Annotated in this window: 20 protein-coding genes; 11 read left to right on the top strand and 9 right to left on the bottom strand. The window is 60.1% G+C overall.

The genetic code is table 11. From position 1 onward, the window contains the following. The first annotated feature begins 3 nt into the window (after positions 1 to 3). The 4 genes from LOY50_RS22855 to LOY50_RS22840 all read left to right on the top strand — a co-directional run bounded on the left by LOY50_RS22855 (position 4) and on the right by LOY50_RS22840 (position 3,303). Positions 4 to 315 (top strand): YqfO family protein, encoded by a 312-nt coding sequence (locus LOY50_RS22855; RefSeq protein WP_046064858.1) that lies wholly within the window; start codon positions 4 to 6, stop codon positions 313 to 315. 1,313 nt (positions 316 to 1,628) lie between these two features. Then, positions 1,629 to 2,267, top strand: a complete 639-nt coding sequence (locus LOY50_RS22850; protein WP_258689266.1) for a DUF6036 family nucleotidyltransferase — start codon at positions 1,629 to 1,631, stop codon at positions 2,265 to 2,267. Then, positions 2,251 to 2,703 carry a hypothetical protein gene (locus tag LOY50_RS22845; RefSeq protein ID WP_186652437.1) on the top strand — a complete coding sequence of 151 codons (453 nt, stop codon included), beginning with the start codon at positions 2,251 to 2,253 and terminating at the stop codon, positions 2,701 to 2,703. The genes LOY50_RS22850 and LOY50_RS22845 overlap by 17 nt, the downstream gene beginning before the upstream one ends. A 261-nt stretch (positions 2,704 to 2,964) precedes the next feature. Next, a complete protein-coding gene (locus LOY50_RS22840) occupies positions 2,965 to 3,303 on the top strand; it encodes a DUF6124 family protein (RefSeq protein ID WP_258691267.1) in 339 nt (112 codons plus the stop codon). Between the two features lie 120 nt (positions 3,304 to 3,423). Here the strand turns inward: LOY50_RS22840 and LOY50_RS22835 are convergent, their stop codons facing one another. The 3 genes from LOY50_RS22835 to LOY50_RS22825 all read right to left on the bottom strand — a co-directional run bounded on the left by LOY50_RS22835 (position 3,424) and on the right by LOY50_RS22825 (position 5,991). Next, positions 3,424 to 4,494 (bottom strand): hypothetical protein, encoded by a 1,071-nt coding sequence (locus LOY50_RS22835; RefSeq protein ID WP_258689265.1) that lies wholly within the window; start codon positions 4,492 to 4,494, stop codon positions 3,424 to 3,426. Between the two features lie 390 nt (positions 4,495 to 4,884). Continuing rightward, on the bottom strand, positions 4,885 to 5,391 hold the full coding sequence (locus LOY50_RS22830) for a murein L,D-transpeptidase family protein (protein WP_253477741.1): 507 nt from the start codon (positions 5,389 to 5,391) through the stop codon (positions 4,885 to 4,887). Positions 5,392 to 5,439: 48 nt separating this feature from the next. After that, positions 5,440 to 5,991, bottom strand: a complete 552-nt coding sequence (locus LOY50_RS22825) for an NUDIX hydrolase (protein ID WP_258689264.1) — start codon at positions 5,989 to 5,991, stop codon at positions 5,440 to 5,442. 145 nt (positions 5,992 to 6,136) lie between these two features. Here LOY50_RS22825 and LOY50_RS22820 point away from each other — a divergent pair, with 145 nt between their 5' ends. From LOY50_RS22820 to LOY50_RS22810, 3 genes are read left to right on the top strand one after another with little or no spacing between them, the layout of a single operon-like run. Beyond that, positions 6,137 to 6,736 carry a CoA pyrophosphatase gene (locus tag LOY50_RS22820; protein ID WP_214512413.1) on the top strand — a complete coding sequence of 200 codons (600 nt, stop codon included), beginning with the start codon at positions 6,137 to 6,139 and terminating at the stop codon, positions 6,734 to 6,736. A 16-nt stretch (positions 6,737 to 6,752) separates the two neighbouring features. Next, positions 6,753 to 7,277 carry a gamma carbonic anhydrase family protein gene (locus tag LOY50_RS22815; protein WP_214512414.1) on the top strand — a complete coding sequence of 175 codons (525 nt, stop codon included), beginning with the start codon at positions 6,753 to 6,755 and terminating at the stop codon, positions 7,275 to 7,277. Continuing rightward, positions 7,274 to 7,483: a DUF1289 domain-containing protein gene (locus LOY50_RS22810; RefSeq protein ID WP_258689262.1), complete on the top strand. Its 210-nt coding sequence runs from the start codon at positions 7,274 to 7,276 to the stop codon at positions 7,481 to 7,483. The genes LOY50_RS22815 and LOY50_RS22810 overlap by 4 nt, the downstream gene beginning before the upstream one ends. Positions 7,484 to 7,645: 162 nt before the next feature. Here LOY50_RS22810 and LOY50_RS22805 read toward each other — a convergent pair whose 3' ends face one another. Then, positions 7,646 to 8,299, bottom strand: a complete 654-nt coding sequence (locus LOY50_RS22805) for a Pr6Pr family membrane protein (protein WP_258689260.1) — start codon at positions 8,297 to 8,299, stop codon at positions 7,646 to 7,648. A 3-nt stretch (positions 8,300 to 8,302) separates the two neighbouring features. Further along, on the bottom strand, positions 8,303 to 8,533 hold the full coding sequence (locus LOY50_RS22800) for a VF530 family DNA-binding protein (protein WP_003205228.1): 231 nt from the start codon (positions 8,531 to 8,533) through the stop codon (positions 8,303 to 8,305). A 497-nt stretch (positions 8,534 to 9,030) separates the two neighbouring features. Between LOY50_RS22800 and LOY50_RS22795 the strand changes: the two genes are divergently transcribed. After that, a complete protein-coding gene (locus LOY50_RS22795; RefSeq protein ID WP_258689258.1) occupies positions 9,031 to 11,445 on the top strand; it encodes a glucose/quinate/shikimate family membrane-bound PQQ-dependent dehydrogenase in 2,415 nt (804 codons plus the stop codon). A 208-nt stretch (positions 11,446 to 11,653) separates the two neighbouring features. Here the strand turns inward: LOY50_RS22795 and purT are convergent, their stop codons facing one another. From purT to LOY50_RS22775, 4 genes are all read right to left on the bottom strand, one after another. Then, positions 11,654 to 12,835: a formate-dependent phosphoribosylglycinamide formyltransferase gene (gene purT, locus LOY50_RS22790; RefSeq protein ID WP_018603333.1), complete on the bottom strand. Its 1,182-nt coding sequence runs from the start codon at positions 12,833 to 12,835 to the stop codon at positions 11,654 to 11,656. Positions 12,836 to 12,912: 77 nt separating this feature from the next. Continuing rightward, positions 12,913 to 13,389, bottom strand: coding sequence for a VUT family protein (locus tag LOY50_RS22785; RefSeq protein ID WP_024618489.1), 477 nt, complete (start codon positions 13,387 to 13,389; stop codon positions 12,913 to 12,915). A 205-nt stretch (positions 13,390 to 13,594) separates the two neighbouring features. Then, on the bottom strand, positions 13,595 to 14,380 hold the full coding sequence (locus LOY50_RS22780; protein ID WP_024618488.1) for a siderophore-interacting protein: 786 nt from the start codon (positions 14,378 to 14,380) through the stop codon (positions 13,595 to 13,597). After that, positions 14,377 to 14,952, bottom strand: coding sequence for a helix-turn-helix transcriptional regulator (locus tag LOY50_RS22775; protein WP_258689255.1), 576 nt, complete (start codon positions 14,950 to 14,952; stop codon positions 14,377 to 14,379). Before LOY50_RS22775 ends, LOY50_RS22780 begins: the two co-directional genes overlap by 4 nt. Before the next feature lie 433 nt (positions 14,953 to 15,385). On the opposite strand from LOY50_RS22775, the gene LOY50_RS22770 reads away from it, so the two are divergent. From LOY50_RS22770 to LOY50_RS22760, 3 genes are all read left to right on the top strand, one after another. After that, entirely contained in the window at positions 15,386 to 15,871 is a 486-nt protein-coding gene (locus LOY50_RS22770; protein WP_253477722.1) for a CS1 type fimbrial major subunit, read from the top strand. Between the two features lie 125 nt (positions 15,872 to 15,996). Then, positions 15,997 to 18,528 (top strand): CS1-pili formation C-terminal domain-containing protein, encoded by a 2,532-nt coding sequence (locus LOY50_RS22765; RefSeq protein WP_253477720.1) that lies wholly within the window; start codon positions 15,997 to 15,999, stop codon positions 18,526 to 18,528. Positions 18,529 to 18,705: 177 nt separating this feature from the next. Beyond that, positions 18,706 to 19,953, top strand: coding sequence for a hypothetical protein (locus tag LOY50_RS22760; RefSeq protein WP_258689254.1), 1,248 nt, complete (start codon positions 18,706 to 18,708; stop codon positions 19,951 to 19,953). Positions 19,954 to 19,962: the final 9 nt, after the last annotated feature.

The following is a 19,962-nucleotide window of genomic DNA, read 5'->3' as shown; positions in this document are numbered from 1 at the left end:
GCGGTGTACAAGCTCTGCTTCTTCGTCCCGGCCAGCCATCTGGACGTGGTCAAAAGCGCCGTATTCGCTGCCGGTGGCGGGCGAATCGGCGACTATGAGCACTGCGCCTGGCAAGTGTTGGGCCTGGGCCAGTTTCGCCCTCTGGACGGCAGCCAGCCGTTCATTGGCGAGGCGGGGCAGGTTGAGCAGGTCGAGGAGTGGAAGGTGGAGCTTGTCGTTGCTGATGAGTTGATTCGTGCGGTGGTGGTGGCTTTGAAGCTCAGCCATCCCTATGAGACGCCGGCGTATGAGGTGTGGCGGTTGGAGGATTTTTGATCTTCCTGCGCTTGAATCGCTTGAATCGCTAAATGAAAAACCCGCTGAGTGGATCAGCGGGTTTTTTATTGGGTGTGGGTTTTGTGTGTATATCCGTTGTTGCGGTCACGGCTGCTTAGGGTTCCGCTCTTACAGCGGGTCACTTTTGGAAGAGCGCCAAAAGTAACCAAAAGCGCTTTGCCCCACCACTCGGTGCCTCGCTTAGGCTCGGCATGCCCTCACTCCGGCATTGCTCCGTGGGCCGCCGCGAAGGGCCATCCATGGCCCAGCGCGGCTAACCCGGCATCCATGCCGGGTTGCCCACTGCGCAATGCCTGCGTTCGGCCATCGTGGTTAACGGGGCGCCCGAGATCAACGTCCACGCCGAGGCGGCCTAGTAGCCGGCCTGGCTCTCCTGGTCGTACACCCGTCAGATCTGTGGGAGCAAAGCTTGCTCGCGAAGACGGCGGTACACCCAATACTGATGCAAGCTGACCCACCGCTTTCGCGAGCAAGCCCACATAAATTTTGTGTTCACTGGAGATTAAATGTGGGAGCGAGCTTGCTCGCGATGGCGGTGGTTCAGTCAAATGGATGTTGGGCTGCTGGCCTTATCGCGAGCAAGCTCGCTCCCACAAAGGAACTCCGGGTGCACACGAATATTGTGTCTGCTGAAGATCCAATGTGGGAGCGAGCCTGCTCGCGAAGGCGGTGGTTCAGTCACATGGATGTTGGTCTGCAAGCCTCATCGCGAGCAGGCTCGCTCCCACAGGAGAAACGCGGTCCCACCAAGAACCAGGTCGGCTACCAGGCCGCCTCGTGGTGGATGTTGATCTCGGCGCCCCGTTAACTACGCTGGCCGAACGCAGGCATTGTGCAGTGGGCATCCCGGCATGGATGCCGGGATAGCCGCGCTGGGCCATGGATGGCCCTTCGCGGCGGGCCCACGGAACAATGCCGGAGTGAGGGCATGCCGAGCCTAGGCGAGGCACCGAGTGGTGGGGCAGAGCGTTTTTGGTTACTTTTGGCGCTCTTTCCAAAAGTGACCCGCCGTCAGGGCGGAACCCTAAGTGGCCGTTACCGCAGCAACGGATATGTACCCAATTCAATCCAAAAAAAGCCAATCTGAATTTGTGCGAAACATCCCTGATCAGATGGCTGGTCTGTCAGACGCACCGAAGTTTCCGACATGTTTTTAAGGTTGTCCCTCAGAAACGGGGGCTCTAGTTTTCGGGGCCTACATCTCCAAACGCAGGGATCGCTCACTGCTCTTTGGCAAGGCCAAGTGGCAGATCCCAGTTTCAAGGAGCAACATCAGCCTCTGAGGTTCAAACATGGAAATGCCGGATACGATCGCCCCCCACCTCAATACAAGTACCGCGCTGGGACAGGCTTTGGTTTCAATGTTCAAGTCCGTCGAAGCGGAGCTGACTTCTGAGAATGCAGTGCCTGGGGTGGTCAGAGTCATCGTTTTTGGTGGGTGTGCAGTGCACCTTTATACAAACCATCGTGTCTCCACGGACGTTGACGCCGAAATTTATGAGGCTAGCCTTCCAGAAGGCTTTCATCTTCGAACGTTACTTGCGGAAGTGCCTGAGCAATTTGTCGACGAAAAGTCCGGCCGATTGATGGAGCTCAACTACGACCTCCAATACAACACTAGCTTTGGTCCGATTCACGAGGACTATTGGGCTCGAAGCCTCCCTCTTGAAGAGTTCCCGGTAGAGTCTCCTCTACACGTTCACGTTGCTGCCCCTGTAGATATTGCGATTTCGAAGTTGGGCAGAGCAACGGATCAGGATATTGGCGACATCATGGCGCTCCTAAGGGCCGGCTTCATATTGACCACTGAGCTGCGTCGACTGGCATTGCAGGCAATTGATGTATATGTTGGCAACAAAGAGCCTCCAATTTCTGTTCTTACTCAAATTTTGCAAGATTATTTGGAGAATACAGATGGCGAAGCCTGCTAACGGCCACGTCCTCTCAGCCGCTCTGGACACATTGGTCAAAAGCCCGTTGGATCACGCAGATGATGCCGCACTCGTGAGCGCGGCCAAGGCTGTCTGGTATTCCAACTCGGACTTGATAAGCGCAGCTCAAGCTTTTCTGAGTCAGCACACTGATGAGATCGAGCTGCGTCGTGCAGGCTATCTGCTCGAACGACTCACCCGATTTTCGTGTGTCACGGACAGTCGTGCATTGGAAGTCTTCAAAGCCCTCGAGCTATTTTTACGCTCGACACCCAAGCAAGCCATAACCTCACAAACCGCTGTTGCGCTTCGCAGACGCCGTGATGAACTCGCTCTCTCTTGGGGATTGAATGAAGGTCTTGGCTTGAAGGTGCAAACCCTCTTGCCTTTCCAGACCCGGCATTATGAGGCTGAGCAGCGCGCGGCGTTTGTGTAAGCCCAAACGCCATCCTCGAAAACCGGCTTCGGCCGGTTTTTTGTTGTGTGAATGATCACCGCTTGGTCTGTCAGACGCACCGAAGTTTCCGACATGTTTTTAAGGTTGTCCCTCGGAAGGTAGGGCTCTAGCCTTTGGGTGTCGCTGCCAATTCAGCGACCGGGTTTGACCGTCCGAAAAAAATCAAGGGGCAATAGGCCCGGACGTTTTGTCCTGGGCTCCATTAATTTAAAGGAGCTTCAATTGAAAAATAATTCTGACATGCCAAAACCCGCCTCCACCTTCCCCTACGGCGACTACGCCCCCGAAAAGCTGAAAGAAGCCGCCGACCGCGCGATGGACCATTACCTCAAGCCCGACGACAGCGAACCAGACCCCCAACCCTCGGTGCAGTTGTTCAGCGTATCGGACAACGTTGACACCGAAACCTTACTGGCCAACCTCAGCGAAACCCTGGCCTCGGCCAATGCGGTGCTTAGCGACCTCCTGTTTGACTTGGACGGTTCGCGGCGGCATGTGGCGTTGGGCGTGGCGCAGATGATCGAGCTGGGAACGTTGTTGGCGAACAAGGCCTTGGACCGGGTAGAGCTTCGGACTTGATGCCATAAGTGCCGGCCCCATCGTCGGATCGCCACCCGGAGCAAGCTCGCTCCCACAGTGGTTAGTGGCGTTCACAACACCATTGTGGGAGTTAGCATTAGCCAGCCTGCACTGCGAAAACTATTGATGACGATTATCGAGGCGGCAAGCTTCTTTTTCGATGCCAATGCACTCGACCGGTTCGCCCACGCCTTTCTCGAAACGGCGGGCGTTCATCAACAGGCCTCCCTTGATACCGCCGATGAACGCGAAGGCGCCTTCGCGTGCGCCGGTGTTACGCCCTGATAGATCCACTGCCACGCTGTTGGGTCTGACTTCATATACCCATCCACCGTTTTGTGCTTCCACGACAGCCCAGACCTTGGCTTCGCTATAGTCGCGAAATGCCACAACGACCGATTGAATGTAGGGGGACTCCGGCTGGCTGGCCCATCTGAGAATGGGTGGCAGCGAGCTCCTGCCCCGTAACCCTTGGGCAAGCGCAGCCGCCCCCTGTACTGGATTGATTGTCTGGGAACCGACCGCCCAGAGGGACTCTTTGCTTTTTACCCACGCCAAACCTTCTGGAGGCGTGATCCGGCTCCATTCTATGCTGACCGCCGCGACCTCCAGTGGGCTTTCATGGCCGGTCGGCTCGCGGTAGTTCTGGTTCGCTTCACAATCGGCAAGGTTGTCTTTCTTGCATGCTTGCCTGATGAACTCGCGCTTGACTCCCCCCGGAAAGCTGATTTCCTGCTCGCTGACAGCTCCACCAGATGCATCCTGGTCAATACCATGAGGGGCTTTGATCTCATACACCCATTCCTTGGCGAAACGTTGGGCGAGACTCTGGTCGCGGGTTGTACTGCTGTAGACCGATTTCCCTGCCCCAGCTCCGTGGCTCCACCAGTCATACATCCACTCGGGTATGGGAAAGCCTGCGGCTTTGGGTAAGATCCCGTCTTGGAAGGCCCCGAGTCCCTGATCCGTAGTGTCTCCTCGATAGAGCGTGCCCATGTCGGTACGCCAATGCAACGATGGCTTGGTATCGCGGATCGGCACGCTCGAATCCGCCGCGACCTGAAGCCAGGCGGTATACCACGGCTCCTCTTTTCCATCGGCCCCCCACGCGTCGGAGCCTGGTTGCCACACACCCGTCAACGCCACCACCGCAACCGCTGTCGTCCGTATAAAACTGTTATGAGTTGTCATGATTTGATGTCTCATCTGGAGCAGGTGAAGCCCTGTCGAATCACATACGTCATGACTACCTATGCTTCGACGTGACACGTCTCACTTTGGATTCTGCGGGGCACAGCGAGCCGAACCACCGCATCAGTTCTGAGGGTAGATCAAGGCTGGGGGAGGGGATTGCGTTGCGGTTCTTGGACTTGTAACAAAAGGCTGGTCGACACCGTTCCCTGTGGCGAGGGAGCTTGCTCCCGCTGGGCTCTGTAGGAGCTGGCGAAGCCTGCGATCTTTTGATCTTGCTCTTTCGCTTGCGATTCAATAGCCAGGGACAAGATCGCAGCCTCGTTGCACTCGACAGCTCCTACAGGCGCAACCCAGCGGGAGCAAGCTCCCTCGCCACAACAAAGGGTGTTACGGTCGGATTTCGATCATCGTCCCATCCGGCACCAGGTTCCACACCTCGCGGATGTCCACATTGCGCATGGCGATGCAGCCATCGGTCCAATCCAGGGTATGGAACAACTGCTCAGGGTTCTCTTCCGAATCCGGCGTGCCGTGGATCATGATCATGCCCCCCGGTTCCACGCCTTCGCGGCGGGCGCGGGCGGCGTCGCTGATGTTGGGGTAGGAAATGTGCATCGACAGATAGAACCGGTCGCTGGTCTTGCGCCAGTCCAGCCAATAGAAGCCTTCAGGGGTGCGCTTGTCGCCCTCGATCAGCTTGGGGCCTTTCTTGGCGCCCTTGCCCAGGGAGATGCGATAGGTCTTGAGCGGCTTGTCGTCGTTGATCAATTGCAATTGATGGGCGGACTTGAGCACCAGCACTTTTTCGATGACCTTGCCGTTGTAGGTTCCCACCGCAGCGGCCTGGGACATAGCAGTGAACGACAAGCAGAACAGGACAAGCAACCAGCGCATTGAAACGATATCCCTAGGAGGTGTCGCGGCTATATTGGATTGGTTTTTTCAGGTGTTGGCAGTTTGGGCCAGCGGTGGGATCGATTCGGATCGCACGGGGTAATCCTCCGCCCGGCGGTCCGCGTAGAAGTATTCCAGGGTGCGGCCCACCGTACGGAAAGCCAACTCGTCCCAAGGAATGTCCGCTTCTTCGAACAACTGCACTTCCAGGCTCTCGGGCCCGGCGGCGAAATCCTCGTCCACCAGTTCGGCGCGGAAGAATACATGTACCTGGCTGATATGCGGTACGTCAATCAGCGTATAGATGCTCAAGTTTCGCACCCGGGCGCAGGCTTCTTCGGCGGTTTCGCGTACGGCGGCCTGTTCGATGGTTTCGCCGTTCTCCATGAAGCCCGCTGGCAGCGTCCAGTAACCGCGCCGCGGCTCGATGGCACGCCGGCACAACAGGACTTTAGTGCCCCAGGTCGGTACGCAACCGGCCACGATGTTGGGGTTCTGGTAATGGATGGTGTGACAGGTGTCGCAAACAAAACGCAGGCGCGAGTCGCCTTCGGGTATGCGTTGGGTCACCGGGTTACCGCACTGGCTGCAGAATTTCATGCTTGGGTTCCTGAATGCTGCGCCTATCTTGGCGTGCGTAGGCCGGTGCGGCAAGTTGTCGTTTCGCGACACGGCGCGGTGCGGGGGTTGGGCCGCTTGAACGATTGGTGCATGATGCAAGGTAGCGAACAAATCGAGAAGTCTCATGCTGGACGAGCTACTGCATCGAGTAAGCAACCATACCCCGCACGATCTGCAGACCGACCAACGTTTCCCTGAAGCCGCGGTGCTGGTGCCGATTACCCGCAGCGATGAACCGGAGCTGGTACTGACCCTGCGCGCCAGCGGCCTCTCGACCCATGGCGGCGAGGTGGCGTTCCCCGGCGGGCGCCGTGACCCGGAAGACCCGGACCTGATCTTCACCGCCCTGCGCGAAGCCGAGGAAGAAATCGGCCTGCCGCCCGGCCTGGTGGAGGTGATCGGTCCCCTCAGCCCGCTGATCTCGCTGCACGGTATCAAGGTCACGCCGTATGTCGGGGTGATTCCGGACTACGTCGAATACCAGGCCAACGATGCCGAGATCGCTGCGGTATTCAGTGTGCCGCTGGAGTTTTTCCGCAAGGATCCGCGTGAACACACGCACCGGATCGATTACCAGGGCCGTAGTTGGTACGTGCCCAGCTATCGGTTTGGCGAGTACAAGATCTGGGGCCTGACGGCGATCATGATCGTCGAACTGGTCAACCTGCTGTACGACGCCGACATCGACCTGCACACACCGCCCAAAAGCTACATCAATACCTGATGACCCGAGGACCCTCATGAAATACCGCCTGGGCGATGCCCGTGTCGAAACCCACCCACAGAGCTGGGTCGCGCCCAACGCCACGCTGGTGGGCAAAGTCCGCCTCGAAGAGGGCGCCAATGTCTGGTTCAACGCCGTATTGCGCGGTGACAACGAACTGATCCTGATCGGCAAGAACAGCAACGTGCAGGACGGCACGGTGATGCACACCGACATGGGTTATCCGCTGACCATCGGCACCGGCGTGACCATCGGCCACAACGCCATGCTCCATGGCTGTACGGTGGGCGACTACAGCCTCATCGGCATCAACGCGGTGATTCTCAACGGCGCGAAGATCGGCAAGAACTGCATCATCGGCGCCAACTCGCTGATCGGCGAAGGCAAGGAAATTCCCGACGGTTCGCTGGTGATGGGCTCGCCCGGCAAGGTGGTGCGTGAACTGACCGAGGCCCAGAAGAACATGCTTGAGGCCAGCGCGGCGCACTATGTGCACAACTCCCAGCGCTACGCCCGCGACCTGTTCGAGCAGGAACCATGAGCGCCCCTGAACGCCCGGTGCCTTCGCCCTGCGTGAACATCTGCGCGCTGGACGATGACGACGTCTGCACCGGTTGCCAGCGCACCGTGGCGGAGATCACCCGGTGGAGCCGGATGGACAACGAGGAGCGCCGCGGTGTCTTGGCGTTGTGTCATGAACGGGCCAAGGCCAGTGGGTTGGTGTGGATGTTGCCGGCAAGGCGGTGATACCGGAGATGGAATACAAACCCCTGTGGGACACCTACCTGTGGGAGCAAAGCTTGCTCGCGATGCAGGCGCCGTGGTCTTCAGGTAAACCGCGTGATCTTCATCGCGGGCAAGCCTTGCTCCCACAGGTTTGGCTCACACAGCTATGTGCTCTGCAGGCCTCTATTTCAACGATGCCCACCGATCCACCCCCACCACCCCCAGCGCAATCGCGATAAACCCCAGCAATATCCCCCCGGCATTGATGAGCACCTGTGGATAACCCAGGTTCGCCACATCGATGAAAGGGTAGGGGTAAGCCGCCAATAGATCCCCGCGCAGCAGGACATAGGCGAAATACACCAAGGGGTAGATCACCCAAAGCCCAACGTGGCCCAGGCGCAAGGTGCCTTTGGGCACCCACAGCCACCAATAGGCGATGTACAGCAAGGGCACCACGTCGTGCAGCAACTCGTCGGCCACGAACTGCCAGCCTTCGGGCTGCCAGAGGTGGCGCAGCAGCAGGTTGTAGGCCAGGCCGACCAGGGCGATGCTCACGGCGATGCCGCTGCACACGCTGGGTAGCAGGAACCAGCGCCGGGCCGCCGACTCCCGAGGGGTCAGTTCCCAGGTCAGTACCACGGCCACCAGGGTGTTGGTCAGGACCGTGAAGAAACTGAAGAAACTCACCAGCCCGCCCAGCAGGCTCGCGTCCAGTTCCCAGCGTCCCAGCAGGATCAGGTACAGCTGGATGCTCAATCCCACCCAGCCCAGCAGTGCCGTCACGCAGACAAAACGCTGTCGCAGCGTGAGGTGACGACCCTGGTCACTTCCCACGGCTCAGACCGGCCGTTTGGTGCGCATCAACTTGATGTACAGGCGCTCGACCTTCTCCCGCGCCCACGGCGTCTTGCGCAGGAAGGTCAGGCTCGACTTGATGCTCGGGTCGCTCTTGAAGCAACGGATGTCGATGCGTTCGGCCAGGCCCGACCATTCGTAGTGCTGCACGAGGGCGTTGAGGATCTGCTCCAGCGTCACGCCGTGCAGCGGGTTGTTGTTGGGTTCGGTCATGGGAGGCCTTCGCGCTAAAGGTGTAAAGCCGCGCACCTTAGCCGAGGTGCCCCTTTGGTGGAAGCATAGCCTTCATCATGGCCGCCAGCGCCAGGCGCACTGTTACCGAATCCGAGATGATTCATGTCAGCAAAAGCCCTTTCTCTATTGAGAACAGGACATTATCCTTGCGCCGCCTGCTGAAACGCTTCTTCTGTTGTGCCGAAGCCTCTGCGTCCAGCTTATTCCCACTAAACGATCTGATGAATGCTCAATGTCCTGACCCTGAAAGACAGCGCTGTCTCGTTGACTTCCTGTGGGAGCGAGCTTGCTCGCGATAGCCATTGCACATTCAACATCGAAGCCAACTGACACGCCGCCATCGCGAGCAAGCTCGCTCCCACGGGGATCGCGGCAACCGAATTTGCCTTTTTTCAACTGAACCATGCCCCCGCAAGATCGTCATCTACAGTGACTACTTGCGCGGGACTCCTTAAAACGTCACGGAGAAACACACTATGAGCACTGAGGGTGCTTTGAGTCGAAGCCGTCTGCTACCGAGTCTGCTCGGCATTCTGCTTCTATTGATGGGCCTGGCCCTGCTGGCCGGGGGAGTCAAGCTGAGCACGCTTGGCGGCTCGTTGTACTACCTGCTGGCCGGTATCGGCCTGGCGCTGACCGGCGTGTTGCTGATCATGGCCCGTCGCGCGGCCCTGGGCCTGTACGCGCTGGTGCTGTTCGCCAGCACCGTGTGGGCGTTGTGGGAAGTGGGCCTGGACTGGTGGCAACTGGTACCGCGCCTGGCGATGCTGTTTGCCCTGGGCATCGTCATGTTGCTGCCGTGGTTCCGCCGCCCGCTGTTGACCGCCGATGCCTCGGCCATGGGCACCCGCACGTTGGGCGCCGCCGTGGTCATCGCCGGTATCGCCGCTCTCGCCAGCCAGTTCACCACCCCGGGTGAGGTCAAGGGTCAACTGGACCGCGACAGCGTGCCGGGCATGGCCAACACCGCACCGGCCATGCCGGACGGCGACTGGAACTCCTACGGGCGCAGTGCCCATGGCGACCGCTATTCGCCGTTGGCGCAGATCACCCCCGAGAACGTCAGCAAACTGGTGCCGGCCTGGACCTATCGCACCGGCGACCTGCCAGGGCCGAACGATCCGGGTGAAACCACTGCCGAAAACACCCCGCTGAAGGCCAACGGCATGCTCTACGTGTGCACGCCTCACAGCCAGGTGATTGCCCTGGAGCCAGATACCGGCAAGGAAATCTGGCGTTTCGATCCGAAGCTTTCCACGCAAAAAGCGCAGAACTTCAAGGGTTGGGCCCACATGACCTGCCGTGGCGTGACCTATCACGATGACGCCGCGTACGCCTCTGCCGAGCAGAGCCCTACGGGTGCCGCCAGCACCACGCCGGCCAGCACCGTATGCCCACGGCGGATCTTCCTGCCGACCGCCGACACCCGTCTGATCGCCCTCAATGCCGACACCGGCAAGATGTGCGAAGACTTCGGCGACAAGGGCCAGGTCGACCTGACCGCCAACATCGGCGGTTTCACGGCCGGCGGTTACTACTCCACGTCGCCACCGGCGGTCACCCAGAACCTGGTGGTGATCGGCGGCCACGTCACCGATAACGTCTCCACCGACGAGCCAAGCGGTGTCATCCGTGCCTACGACGTGCATACCGGCAAGCTGGTGTGGAACTGGGACAGCGGCAACCCGGACGACACCACGCCGATTGCCGAGGGCAAGACCTACACCCGCAATTCGCCGAACATGTGGTCCATGTTCAGCGTCGATGAAAAACTCGGCATGCTCTACCTGCCGATGGGCAACCAGACCCCCGACCAGTTCGGAGGCCTGCGCACGCCGGAATCGGAAAAATACTCCGCCGGCCTGACCGCCCTGGACATCGCCACCGGTAAAGTGCGCTGGTACTTCCAGTTCACCCACCACGACCTGTGGGACATGGACGTCGGCGGTCAACCGACCCTGATGGACATGAAGACTGCCGATGGCGTGAAACCGGCCGTCCTGGCGTCGACCAAGCAGGGCAGCATCTACGTGCTGGACCGCAGCAATGGCCAGCCGATCATCCCGATCAAGGAAATCCCGGTGCCCCAGGGCGCGGTGGAAGGCGACCACACCTCGCCGACCCAACCGATGTCCGACCTGAACTTCGTGCCGCCGGTCCTCAAGGAACGCGACATGTGGGGCGTGACCCCGTTCGACCAGATGCTCTGCCGGATCGACTTCAAGTCGCTGCGCTATGACGGCATGTACACGCCGCCGTCGCTGCAAGGCTCGATCGTCTACCCGGGTAACTTCGGCGTGTTCGACTGGGGCGGCATTTCGGTGGACCCGGTGCGCCAGATCGCCTTCGTCAACCCGAGCTACATGGCGTTCAAGTCGAAGCTGGTGCCGGCCGCCGAAGTGGCTGGTGGCCCGGGGCGCAAGAGCGAAACCGAAGGCGTGCAGCCGAACAAGGGCGCGCCATATGGGGTGATCCTCGAAGCGCTGCTCTCGCCAATGGGCCTGCCTTGCCAGGCGCCTGCGTGGGGTTATGTGGCGGCCGTGGACCTGACCACCAACAAGACCCTGTGGAAGCACAAGAACGGCACCGTGCGTGACAGCTCGCCGGTACCGATCCCGCTGAGCATGGGCGTTCCGAGCCTGGGTGGCACGTTCACCACCGCCAGCGGCCTGGCGTTCCTGAGCGGCACCCTCGACCAGTACCTGCGTGCCTATGACGTGAAAAACGGCAAGCAATTGTGGGAAGGCCGCCTGCCAGCCGGCGCCCAGACCACGCCGATGACCTACACCGGCAAGGACGGCAAGCAATATGTGCTGGTTGTTGCCGGTGGCCACGGTTCCCTGGGCACCAAGCAGGGCGATTATGTGATTGCCTACAAACTGCCGGATTAAGCTCAACCGGCGACCATGAAAAAGGCGACACCCTTGCGGGTGTCGCCTTTTTTTGTCGCAGTGCTGAGCTTTTGTGGCGAGGGAGCTTGCTCCCGCTGGGCTGCGAAGCGGCCCCCTGCTTTGCCAGCCATCACACCGCAGGGGATGCTGACGCATCCAGCGGGAGCAAGCTCCCTCGCCACAGGGGACTGTGCTCAGCCTTGGGTTTTTACAACTCGATCTTGACGGCCTGCGAGGCGCGGGTCGCCTTGGCACGGGCCGCTTCGATGGACTCATCGCGGGCCAGGGCCACGCCCAGGCGGCGCTGGCCATTGACTTCCGGTTTGCCAAACAGACGCAGGGCGGTGTCCGGTTCACTCAGGGCCGCGCCCAGGTTGGCGAAAGCGGTCTGGGTCGATTGGCCTTCCACCAGGATCACCGCCGAGGCCGACGGGCCGAACTGGCGGATCAGCGGGATCGGCAGGCCGAGAATGGCGCGGGCATGCAGGGCGAACTGCGACAGGTCCTGGGAGATCAGCGTCACCAGGCCGGTGTCGTGTGGGCGCGGCGAGACTTCGCTGAACCACACCTGGTCACCCTTGATGAACAGCTCGACGCCAAACAGGCCGCGACCACCCAGGGCCTCGGTCACTGCCTTGGCGACGCGCTCGGATTCGGCCAGGGCCACCGGACTCATGGCTTGTGGCTGCCAGGATTCCTGATAGTCGCCCTTTTCCTGACGGTGGCCGACCGGCGCGCAGAACGTGGTGCCGCCGACGTGACGCACGGTGAGCAGGGTGATTTCGTAGTCGAAATCGATGAACCCTTCGATGATCACCCGGCCCTTGCCGGCACGGCCGCCTTCCTGGGCGTAGTCCCAGGCTTTTTGCACGTCATCGGTACTGCGCAGCAGGCTCTGGCCCTTGCCCGAGGAACTCATCACCGGCTTGACCACGCATGGGAAACCCAAGGTTTCCACGGCCTTGCGGTAGTCTTCCACGGTGTCGGCGAAGAAGTACGGCGAGGTCGGCAGACCCAGCTCTTCGGCGGCCAGGCGACGAATACCTTCACGGTTCATGGTCAACTGCGCGGCGCGGGCGGTGGGGATCACGGTGAAGCCTTCGGCTTCCAGTTCCACCAGGGTGGCGGTGGCGATGGCTTCGATTTCCGGCACGATGAAATGCGGCTTCTCGGCCTCGATGACCGCACGCAGGGCAGCACCGTCGAGCATGTTGATCACATGGCTGCGGTGGGCCACTTGCATGGCCGGCGCGTTGGCGTAGCGGTCCACGGCAATCACCTCGACGCCCAGGCGCTGCAGTTCGATTACCACTTCCTTGCCCAGCTCACCGCTGCCACACAACAAAACGCGGGTCGCGGTGGGCGACAATGGGGTTCCGATACGGGTCATCTGAAGGTCCTCAAACAGGAGCGGATCATCGCGGGTTGCGCGCCGGGCGAGCTTCCCATGGGAGAAAGCGCGGCATTTTACATGAACCGCCCGGCGATGGCCTGTTTGCGTAAACGCCAGGCCATGATCAGCCAGACGGCCGTGACCCCGGCGAATTTCGAGAGCAGGGCGGTGATCACCACGGCGGGCGTCAGGGCGTCGATCAGGCCGAAGAAGATGAACGTGTCCAGGGGAATGCTCAGGGCCGAACTGATCCACAACCGATCATGCAGTGGGCGCTTGGTGATGGTGAACACCAGCCAGTCGATGCACTCGGACACCGCGAACGCCGTCGCGCTGGCCAGGGCGATGGTCGGGTCCGAGGTGGCATAGGACAACACCAGCGCCGCCAGCATCGCCGCGATAGCGCCGTGGCCGAAACGGGTCTGCACCATGTCCCGCAGAATAAACACCAGGCCGCCCCAGGCCGACCAGATGACGTCCAGGTGCGGCGCGGCGGAAAACGCGAAGTTGATCAGCACGACGCTGCTGATGTAGGCGAGCAGGAAAAGCATGGGGCGGGGTACCTGGTGGAAGGTTGATCAAGACATTAAAGGACCGCGATGGCCCTGTGGCGAGGGAGCAAGCTCGCGCTGGGCTCTGTAGGAGCTGGCGAAGCCTGCGATCTTTTGACCCTGAGCTTTCGCTTGCGACTCAACTGTCTGGGACAAGATCGCAGCCTCGTTGCACTCGACAGCTCCTACAGCCGCCGTCAGTCCCTCAATCTTCCTCACTGTCATCCAGCTTCCAATACCCCACCGCCTTTACGAAATCCTGGTCCAGGCCTTTCTCTTCCAGCAACACCTTGCGAATCTGCCGCGACACCTTGCTCTCGGTCGCGACCCAGGCGTACAGCTTGCCGCCGGGCATGTCCAGCTGTTGCACGGTGCGCAGCAGGTTGTCCTGGCGCCCCTCGCGCAGCACCCAGATCACGTGCACCTGCGCCGGGCTCTGGAGAATCTGCTGCTCGGCGCCGTTTTCCACTTCCACCACCACCAGGGCACGCCGGTTGGACGCCAGGCCTTCGAGGCGACGGGCGATGGCGGGCAGGGCGGTTTCGTCGCCGATCAGCAGGTAGCTGTCGAAGATGTCCGGCACGATCATCGAGCCCCGTGGCCCGGCGATGTAGAGGTATTGCCCGGGCGTTGCCTGGGCCGCCCAGGTCGCGGCGGGGCCGTCGCCGTGGAGCACGAAATCGATGTCCAGCTCCAGGGTATCGAGGTCATAGCGGCGCGGGGTGTAGTCGCGCATCTGGGGCATCGGGCCCTGGGCCTTGTCGATGCTGGGGCTGAAGTTTTCCAGGGCGGCGTGTTCCTCGGCGTTCTGCGGGAACAGCAATTTCACGTGATCGTCCGTACCCAGGCTGGCGAACCCGGCCAGTTCCGGCCCGCCGACGGTGATGCGGCGCATGCGTGGGGTCAGGTCTTCCACACGCAACACTTGCAGGCGACGGCGTTTAATCTCGTGGCTGACACGGTGAATGGTGTTTGGATCGACTTCGGTCATTGGCTTGACTCCGAGACAGGTGGACGGTCGGGGCCGTCGATGATGGCTTTGGCGGTGTCGTTGAGCAGGTCGCGCACCCGCCGGATTTCTTCCGGGCTCCAGTGGCCAGGGTGCTTTTGCAGGGCATGGCGCAGGTTATACACCGCTTCATGGATTTCCGGGGGACGATCATGGCCGCGCAATATGCGCTTGCTGATTTCAATGCGCGTGCGCACCTCATCCAGCGTTTGGGCCTGGTCCTCAAGTGATAGACGTCCGGCATCGGTCACGCTGTAGCATTTTTTTCCGTTTTCGACACCGCAGGTGACCATTGCACTCATTTCCAGGAAGGACAGGGTCGGGTAGATCACACCGGGGCTGGGGCTATAGGCGCCGTCGAACATGTTTTCGATCCGGCGGATCAGGTCATAACCGTGGCAAGGTTGTTCGGCAATCAGCGCCAGAGACAGCAACTTCAGGTCACCGGCGGCAAAGACCCGGGGGGCACGGCTGTTACGTTCACGGCGCGCCGGGTGTTGTTCGAAACCGTCGTGTTCGTATTCGCGTTTGAAATGGGAATAAGGGTCTGTCATATGCGTTCTCCGTTCTGCGCAAGATAGGGCTGAGATATAACTTTGCCGTGAGATATATCTTTGAAGCTGGATATGCCTTGGAACTAAGATATATCTAGTTTCGTTGCCGGCTAATTCTGATGAAACAAGACCTTACCTGAATACGATATGGCAGCGGATGATGGGATTTTGCTGCGGTTTTTCTTGACTTTGAAGGACGCCGCGCTGCTGCTGGGCGTGTGGGTAGTTTCTGACATACAAACTTAAGTTTTATAAAAGGTCGGGTATTTTTCGCGCATTCGTGTGCCGGATTTACTACACGCTTGTGGGAATCTGCCTGCTTTTTTTTAGTTGCAAAGAGTCGATCATGCCCCGGCGTTGGAGGAGCAGATCAAGTTGTTGTTGAGCTGCTACTTCAACCTTTCTCTTTATGCCAAGAACAGGTGTTAACAACATGCTCAAACAACTCGTATCCAGTACTGCCCTGGTCGCCGCCACCCTGGGTTCTTCGCTGGCATTTGCTGCCGGTGATGCTCGCTCGTCGATCCACATCACTGCGAACATCCCGACCCAGCAGTTCCATGTGCAGCCACGCAACCCTGACTTCGGTGAAAACGAAGTCATGAGCTACAACACGGTCAGCGGCACCTTGACTTCGTTGCGCCAGACCTACGACGTGAAAAACACCGAAGGTTCGGTAAACGCCTACATCGAAGGCGGCCCGGCTGCGCTGTACAACGGCAGCAACTCCATCGCCCTGACCACCGCCTTCAACGGCGTCATCCTGACCGCCACACCGCAGGAAGTGGTGGACGATGCGACCTCCACGCCAGGCACCCAGGCCGACATGACCATCGTCCCGGCCAGGCCCCTGGACACCCAGAACGGCCTGTACACCGCTGACATGACCGTCATCTTCGACGCCGTGCCGCGCCCGTAAGGCCATTCGCTGCCCGGTGAGTCTCTCCTCGCCCATGGGCATCGCCGCAGGCCGACCGGCCCTCCCCAGCCGGTCGGCCTGTACCTGAAACGCCCCGATAGCACGCTGAATATGAGAATCCGTTGATGTTTCCGATGACACCCATCGCAGGTGCGCTCGCGCTGTTTTTGTGCGCGACAGCATTGGCCGCGCCAATCGCCCCCGGTACGACGCCAAGAAGCCTGTTGTCCCAGGCCAAGGGCCTGCCGGCGGAGTTTGAAGCCCACTTCTTCGATGTGCCACTCGCGGTTCGTATTGAACTCAATCAACAGTATCTCGGTGAAGCCATGGTGGTCTTGACGCGGGATGATCGTATTACCTTGCTGGAATTCACCGAAACGCAAGACAGCACGATAAAGGCCGTCGAGCGCGAACAATGGGAGCAACGCCTCAAGCAGGGACAAGTGCTGGGCGCGTGTGAAACCAACTGCACCGGCGGGCTGTTGGCCGTGCATTACAGCCTCGAGAATTCATTGGTGTCGATCCTGACCCAGGATGTCGAGCGCGCAACTGAAGCCAAGCGTTTCTACGATCAGCCGGAAGGCGGCAGCCTCGGCCTGATCTTCAATAACCAACTCAATATCAACGGTGGCCAGAAACAGGACACCGGCGGACGTTATGGCCTCAACGCCAGTTCCAGCGTGGGCAACTGGAGCCAGTCGCTGGACCTTCAGCTCTCGCGTCTTGGCGGGCCGGACGACAAGCTCTACCACGCGGTCCATGAGCTCTATACCCAACGGGAAATGGAAGGCAATTTCTTCCGCCTGGGTTACTTCACGCCCAGTTCCGATGGCTTGAATCGCCAGATCCGTTCGTTCGGCGCCAACCCGGACACCGCGCTGGGGGTGATGTACGGCAGCTCCGACAGCCTGGTGATCGACAATCCCAAGCCCAGCGTCTACCCCATTTATGTCACCGCCAGCCGCCAGGCGTCGGTGGAAATTTATCGCAGCGGCCTGCTGATCAATACCCAGGCCGTCAGCGCAGGCTTGCAGAGCCTGGACACCCGCCCGTTGCCCGGCGGTATCTATGAAGTGGAAGTGCGGCTGATTGAAGATGGGCAAACCACCGCCACCAGCCAGGAGCTGGTCTACAAGCCCAACAACTGGAACAGTACCGAGGACCGCTGGCGCTATAACCTGTTCGCCGGTCGCGAAACCCGGCTGTGGAGCAACTGGGAAGATCAGCCCTCGGGTTTCACGACCGCCGGCGTCGGCGTCAACTACCTGCTGCACCCACGGGTGATCCTCGGTGCGTCCACGCGCCAGGTGCAGGACAAACTGCAAGTGGGCACTTCGATCGACTGGACGCTCGCCAGCAACACCAGCCTGTACGCCAACGTCTACCAGACCCAGCAGTACGGCACCGGCATGGACTTGCAAGGCCTGTACAGCTACGGCCATGGCAGCATCGTCGCCAGTCACAACCGCAGTTGGCTCGACACCCGCAACACCTACGAAACCTTGTCGGACGGCACCCGTATCCGCCAGCGCAACGTCTACGTCGGCCAGACCAGCAATTCATCGCTGTCGGTCAATCATCGCTTGAGCAACAAGAACTCCATCAACGGCCGGTTGGCCTACAGCGAAGGCAACGTCCAGGGCACCGGCCTGGACTTGGGCTGGACCCAACGCACCGCGCTGCGTGGCAGCGATGCCAACTGGCGGCTGTCCGTGTTCGACCGCCCCGGCACGTCGAGTACCAACGACCGACGCAATCGAGGCGTGGACCTGAGCGTCAGCGTGGCGTTGGGCGGGCCGGGTGAGTACTGGTCGGGCAGCGTTGGCACCCGCACTTCGCGCGATGGCGCGCGGGACAACAATGCCTCGGTTTCATATCGCCGCAACTTGGAAGACCACGTCTTGCAAAGCGTCTCCGCCACGGCGCTGGCCGACACCTATGGCGTGGGGCTGTCGGGTATCGCCAGCTTCATGACCGAGTCGATGTACGGCGATGGCTTCATCCAGCGTTCCTCCTACAACGACAACCTCACCGGCGGTTTGAACCTGAGCAGCACGGTGGCGGTGGGCGGGCAGAAAGCCGCCTTCACCGGCGTGCCCCAGGGACGCGGTGCCGGCATGATCGTCGACGTGGAAACCGACCTGGACGACATCATCCTGCGGGCCGACGACTTGACCGGCGGCAGCACCACCTTGCACCCGGGCCGCAATTTCGTGCCGATCACCGCCTACAAGAACAGCATGGTGACCTTCGATTTCGACGGCGTGCATCCGCCGGCGGCGAACATCGAGCCGTCCCGCACCCGTTATCACCTGAACAAGGGCGGGGTGGACTACCGCAAGGTCAGCGTGATGAAAACCGTGACCGTGCTGGGTCGTCTGTTGGACGAACAAGGGCAGCCGCTCAAGGGGCATCACGTCATCAATCACGCCAGTCGCGGTGTCAGCGAGGCGGACGGGTTCTTCTCCATGGAAATGAATGCCGGCTCGCCCACCCTGGAGGTGCGTTATGGCAGCGAGTTGTTCTGCCGGTTCCGCCTCGACCCGGACAACGCCGATCGCGAAGGCGACGTGTTGATGATCGGTGACTTGCGCTGCACGCCGGACACCCTGGCCGATACCACGCTGGCCGAGGCCGGGGCGAAGCAGCGCTCATGAGAGTGTGGGAGCACAGCTTGCTCCTGAAAATGTGGGAGCAAAGCTTGCTCGCGATGAACGATAACGCAATTCACCTGAAGAGCGAGGCGCCTGCATCGCGGGCAAGCCTTGCTCCCACAAGTGAATTGCTCACCTACCTATTTGCAGTGATTTGTCTTGATGTATGAGGTTGTATAAATGAAACCCTTATCGGTTGCAGTGCGCAGCGTGGTCTCGGTGTTGTTGTTTTCGTGCGTGCCTGCGGCCAATGCCTTGACCCAGGATATCAGCGCTCTGTTCAGGCCTGACCCATCGAAGCCCAATGAGAATACCTTTCTCAATACCACGCCTATCAGTGGTTACTGCGCAGATAGACCGTCGGACTGCAGGGCGACAGGAATGTTCAGCGTTCGATTACGTCTCTCTGCCAATACGATCAGTCCTATCCAGGCGAATCATGAAGATCCTCGGCAAGGTGCGATGTTTAAAGTGCCTGCCAGTTGGCGTCCGGTACAAGTTACCCATACGGGGACGGGCGAAATAGAAACTGTTGAAGTGCGCTGGTCCGGCTTTGGGTCGAGACAATTGTTCTCCAATAGTGTGATCGAATTGGTAGGTGGCGGCGCGAGCGTTTGGGGAGCCCACCGGGCGTTATGGAGCGGTCTTGAATGGGTGTATGCGCCTTTGCCATGTCAATACAGCGGTGTTTCACTCTATAACATTACGAGTTATGCCTTTTTCTGGAAGGTGCCGACAGAAGGTGTGTGTGGGAAAACGGCCCGATACTTGATCCCTGCCATGAGCTACAACTATCTGGACTTTGCCTACGAGCTGCGCACCCCCAACCCACTGAAAATGTCGTCCGGCCAATACACCGGGTCGCTGACCTATAGCGTTGGGCCAGGGCAGGACATTGATATGGGCGATGTCATGATCCCCAACGATTCGGCGCTCACGCTCAACTTCAAGCTCGACGTCGAACACACCCTCAAAGTCGAAGTCCCCCCCGGCGGCAACCGGGTCGAACTGGTCCCCCAGGAAGGCTGGCAATCCTGGCTGAACAGCGGTCGCAAACCCACGCGCCTGTTCCGTGACCAGAGCTTCCATATCTCCGCCTCATCACGTTTCAAGATGGGCCTCGAATGCCAATACATCAGCGGCAATACCTGCGCGATCTCCGAAGCCGGCACCGGCCATGCCGTGCCAGTGGACGTCAGCGTGACCCTGCCCAATGGCTTGACCGACGCCGCCGGACAACCGGTCAATCGTCGCCGGTTGCTGCGTGACGGCAGCGGTACCGAACTGTTCCTGCCGGGTTTCTACGTCGATCGTAGGCCGGGCACCCTGCACTTTGAAGTGGCCCGTAGCAGCGTCGAAGAGATGCTGGACAGCGGCGCCAAGGCCTATACCGGTGACGTCACGGTGATCTGGGATTCAGAGATTTAAAAGAACTTG

Origin of the sequence: Pseudomonas sp. B21-010 (genome assembly GCF_024749325.1) — a bacterium.
Lineage (GTDB): Bacteria > Pseudomonadota > Gammaproteobacteria > Pseudomonadales > Pseudomonadaceae > Aquipseudomonas > Aquipseudomonas kilonensis.
This window is presented reverse-complemented; position numbering and strand designations above follow the sequence as displayed.

Coding starts and splice junctions, on each gene's coding strand:
- LOY50_RS22850 (WP_258689266.1), top strand. CDS start 1,629: ATGGAAATGCCGGATACGATCGCCCCCCACCTCAATACAAGTACCGCG.
- LOY50_RS22845 (WP_186652437.1), top strand. CDS start 2,251: ATGGCGAAGCCTGCTAACGGCCACGTCCTCTCAGCCGCTCTGGACACA.
- LOY50_RS22840 (WP_258691267.1), top strand. CDS start 2,965: ATGCCAAAACCCGCCTCCACCTTCCCCTACGGCGACTACGCCCCCGAA.
- LOY50_RS22835 (WP_258689265.1), bottom strand. CDS start 4,494: ATGACAACTCATAACAGTTTTATACGGACGACAGCGGTTGCGGTGGTG.
- LOY50_RS22830 (WP_253477741.1), bottom strand. CDS start 5,391: ATGCGCTGGTTGCTTGTCCTGTTCTGCTTGTCGTTCACTGCTATGTCC.
- LOY50_RS22825 (WP_258689264.1), bottom strand. CDS start 5,991: ATGAAATTCTGCAGCCAGTGCGGTAACCCGGTGACCCAACGCATACCC.
- LOY50_RS22820 (WP_214512413.1), top strand. CDS start 6,137: ATGCTGGACGAGCTACTGCATCGAGTAAGCAACCATACCCCGCACGAT.
- LOY50_RS22815 (WP_214512414.1), top strand. CDS start 6,753: ATGAAATACCGCCTGGGCGATGCCCGTGTCGAAACCCACCCACAGAGC.
- LOY50_RS22810 (WP_258689262.1), top strand. CDS start 7,274: ATGAGCGCCCCTGAACGCCCGGTGCCTTCGCCCTGCGTGAACATCTGC.
- LOY50_RS22800 (WP_003205228.1), bottom strand. CDS start 8,533: ATGACCGAACCCAACAACAACCCGCTGCACGGCGTGACGCTGGAGCAG.
- LOY50_RS22795 (WP_258689258.1), top strand. CDS start 9,031: ATGAGCACTGAGGGTGCTTTGAGTCGAAGCCGTCTGCTACCGAGTCTG.
- purT (WP_018603333.1), bottom strand. CDS start 12,835: ATGACCCGTATCGGAACCCCATTGTCGCCCACCGCGACCCGCGTTTTG.
- LOY50_RS22785 (WP_024618489.1), bottom strand. CDS start 13,389: ATGCTTTTCCTGCTCGCCTACATCAGCAGCGTCGTGCTGATCAACTTC.
- LOY50_RS22780 (WP_024618488.1), bottom strand. CDS start 14,380: ATGACCGAAGTCGATCCAAACACCATTCACCGTGTCAGCCACGAGATT.
- LOY50_RS22775 (WP_258689255.1), bottom strand. CDS start 14,952: ATGACAGACCCTTATTCCCATTTCAAACGCGAATACGAACACGACGGT.
- LOY50_RS22770 (WP_253477722.1), top strand. CDS start 15,386: ATGCTCAAACAACTCGTATCCAGTACTGCCCTGGTCGCCGCCACCCTG.
- LOY50_RS22765 (WP_253477720.1), top strand. CDS start 15,997: ATGTTTCCGATGACACCCATCGCAGGTGCGCTCGCGCTGTTTTTGTGC.
- LOY50_RS22760 (WP_258689254.1), top strand. CDS start 18,706: ATGAAACCCTTATCGGTTGCAGTGCGCAGCGTGGTCTCGGTGTTGTTG.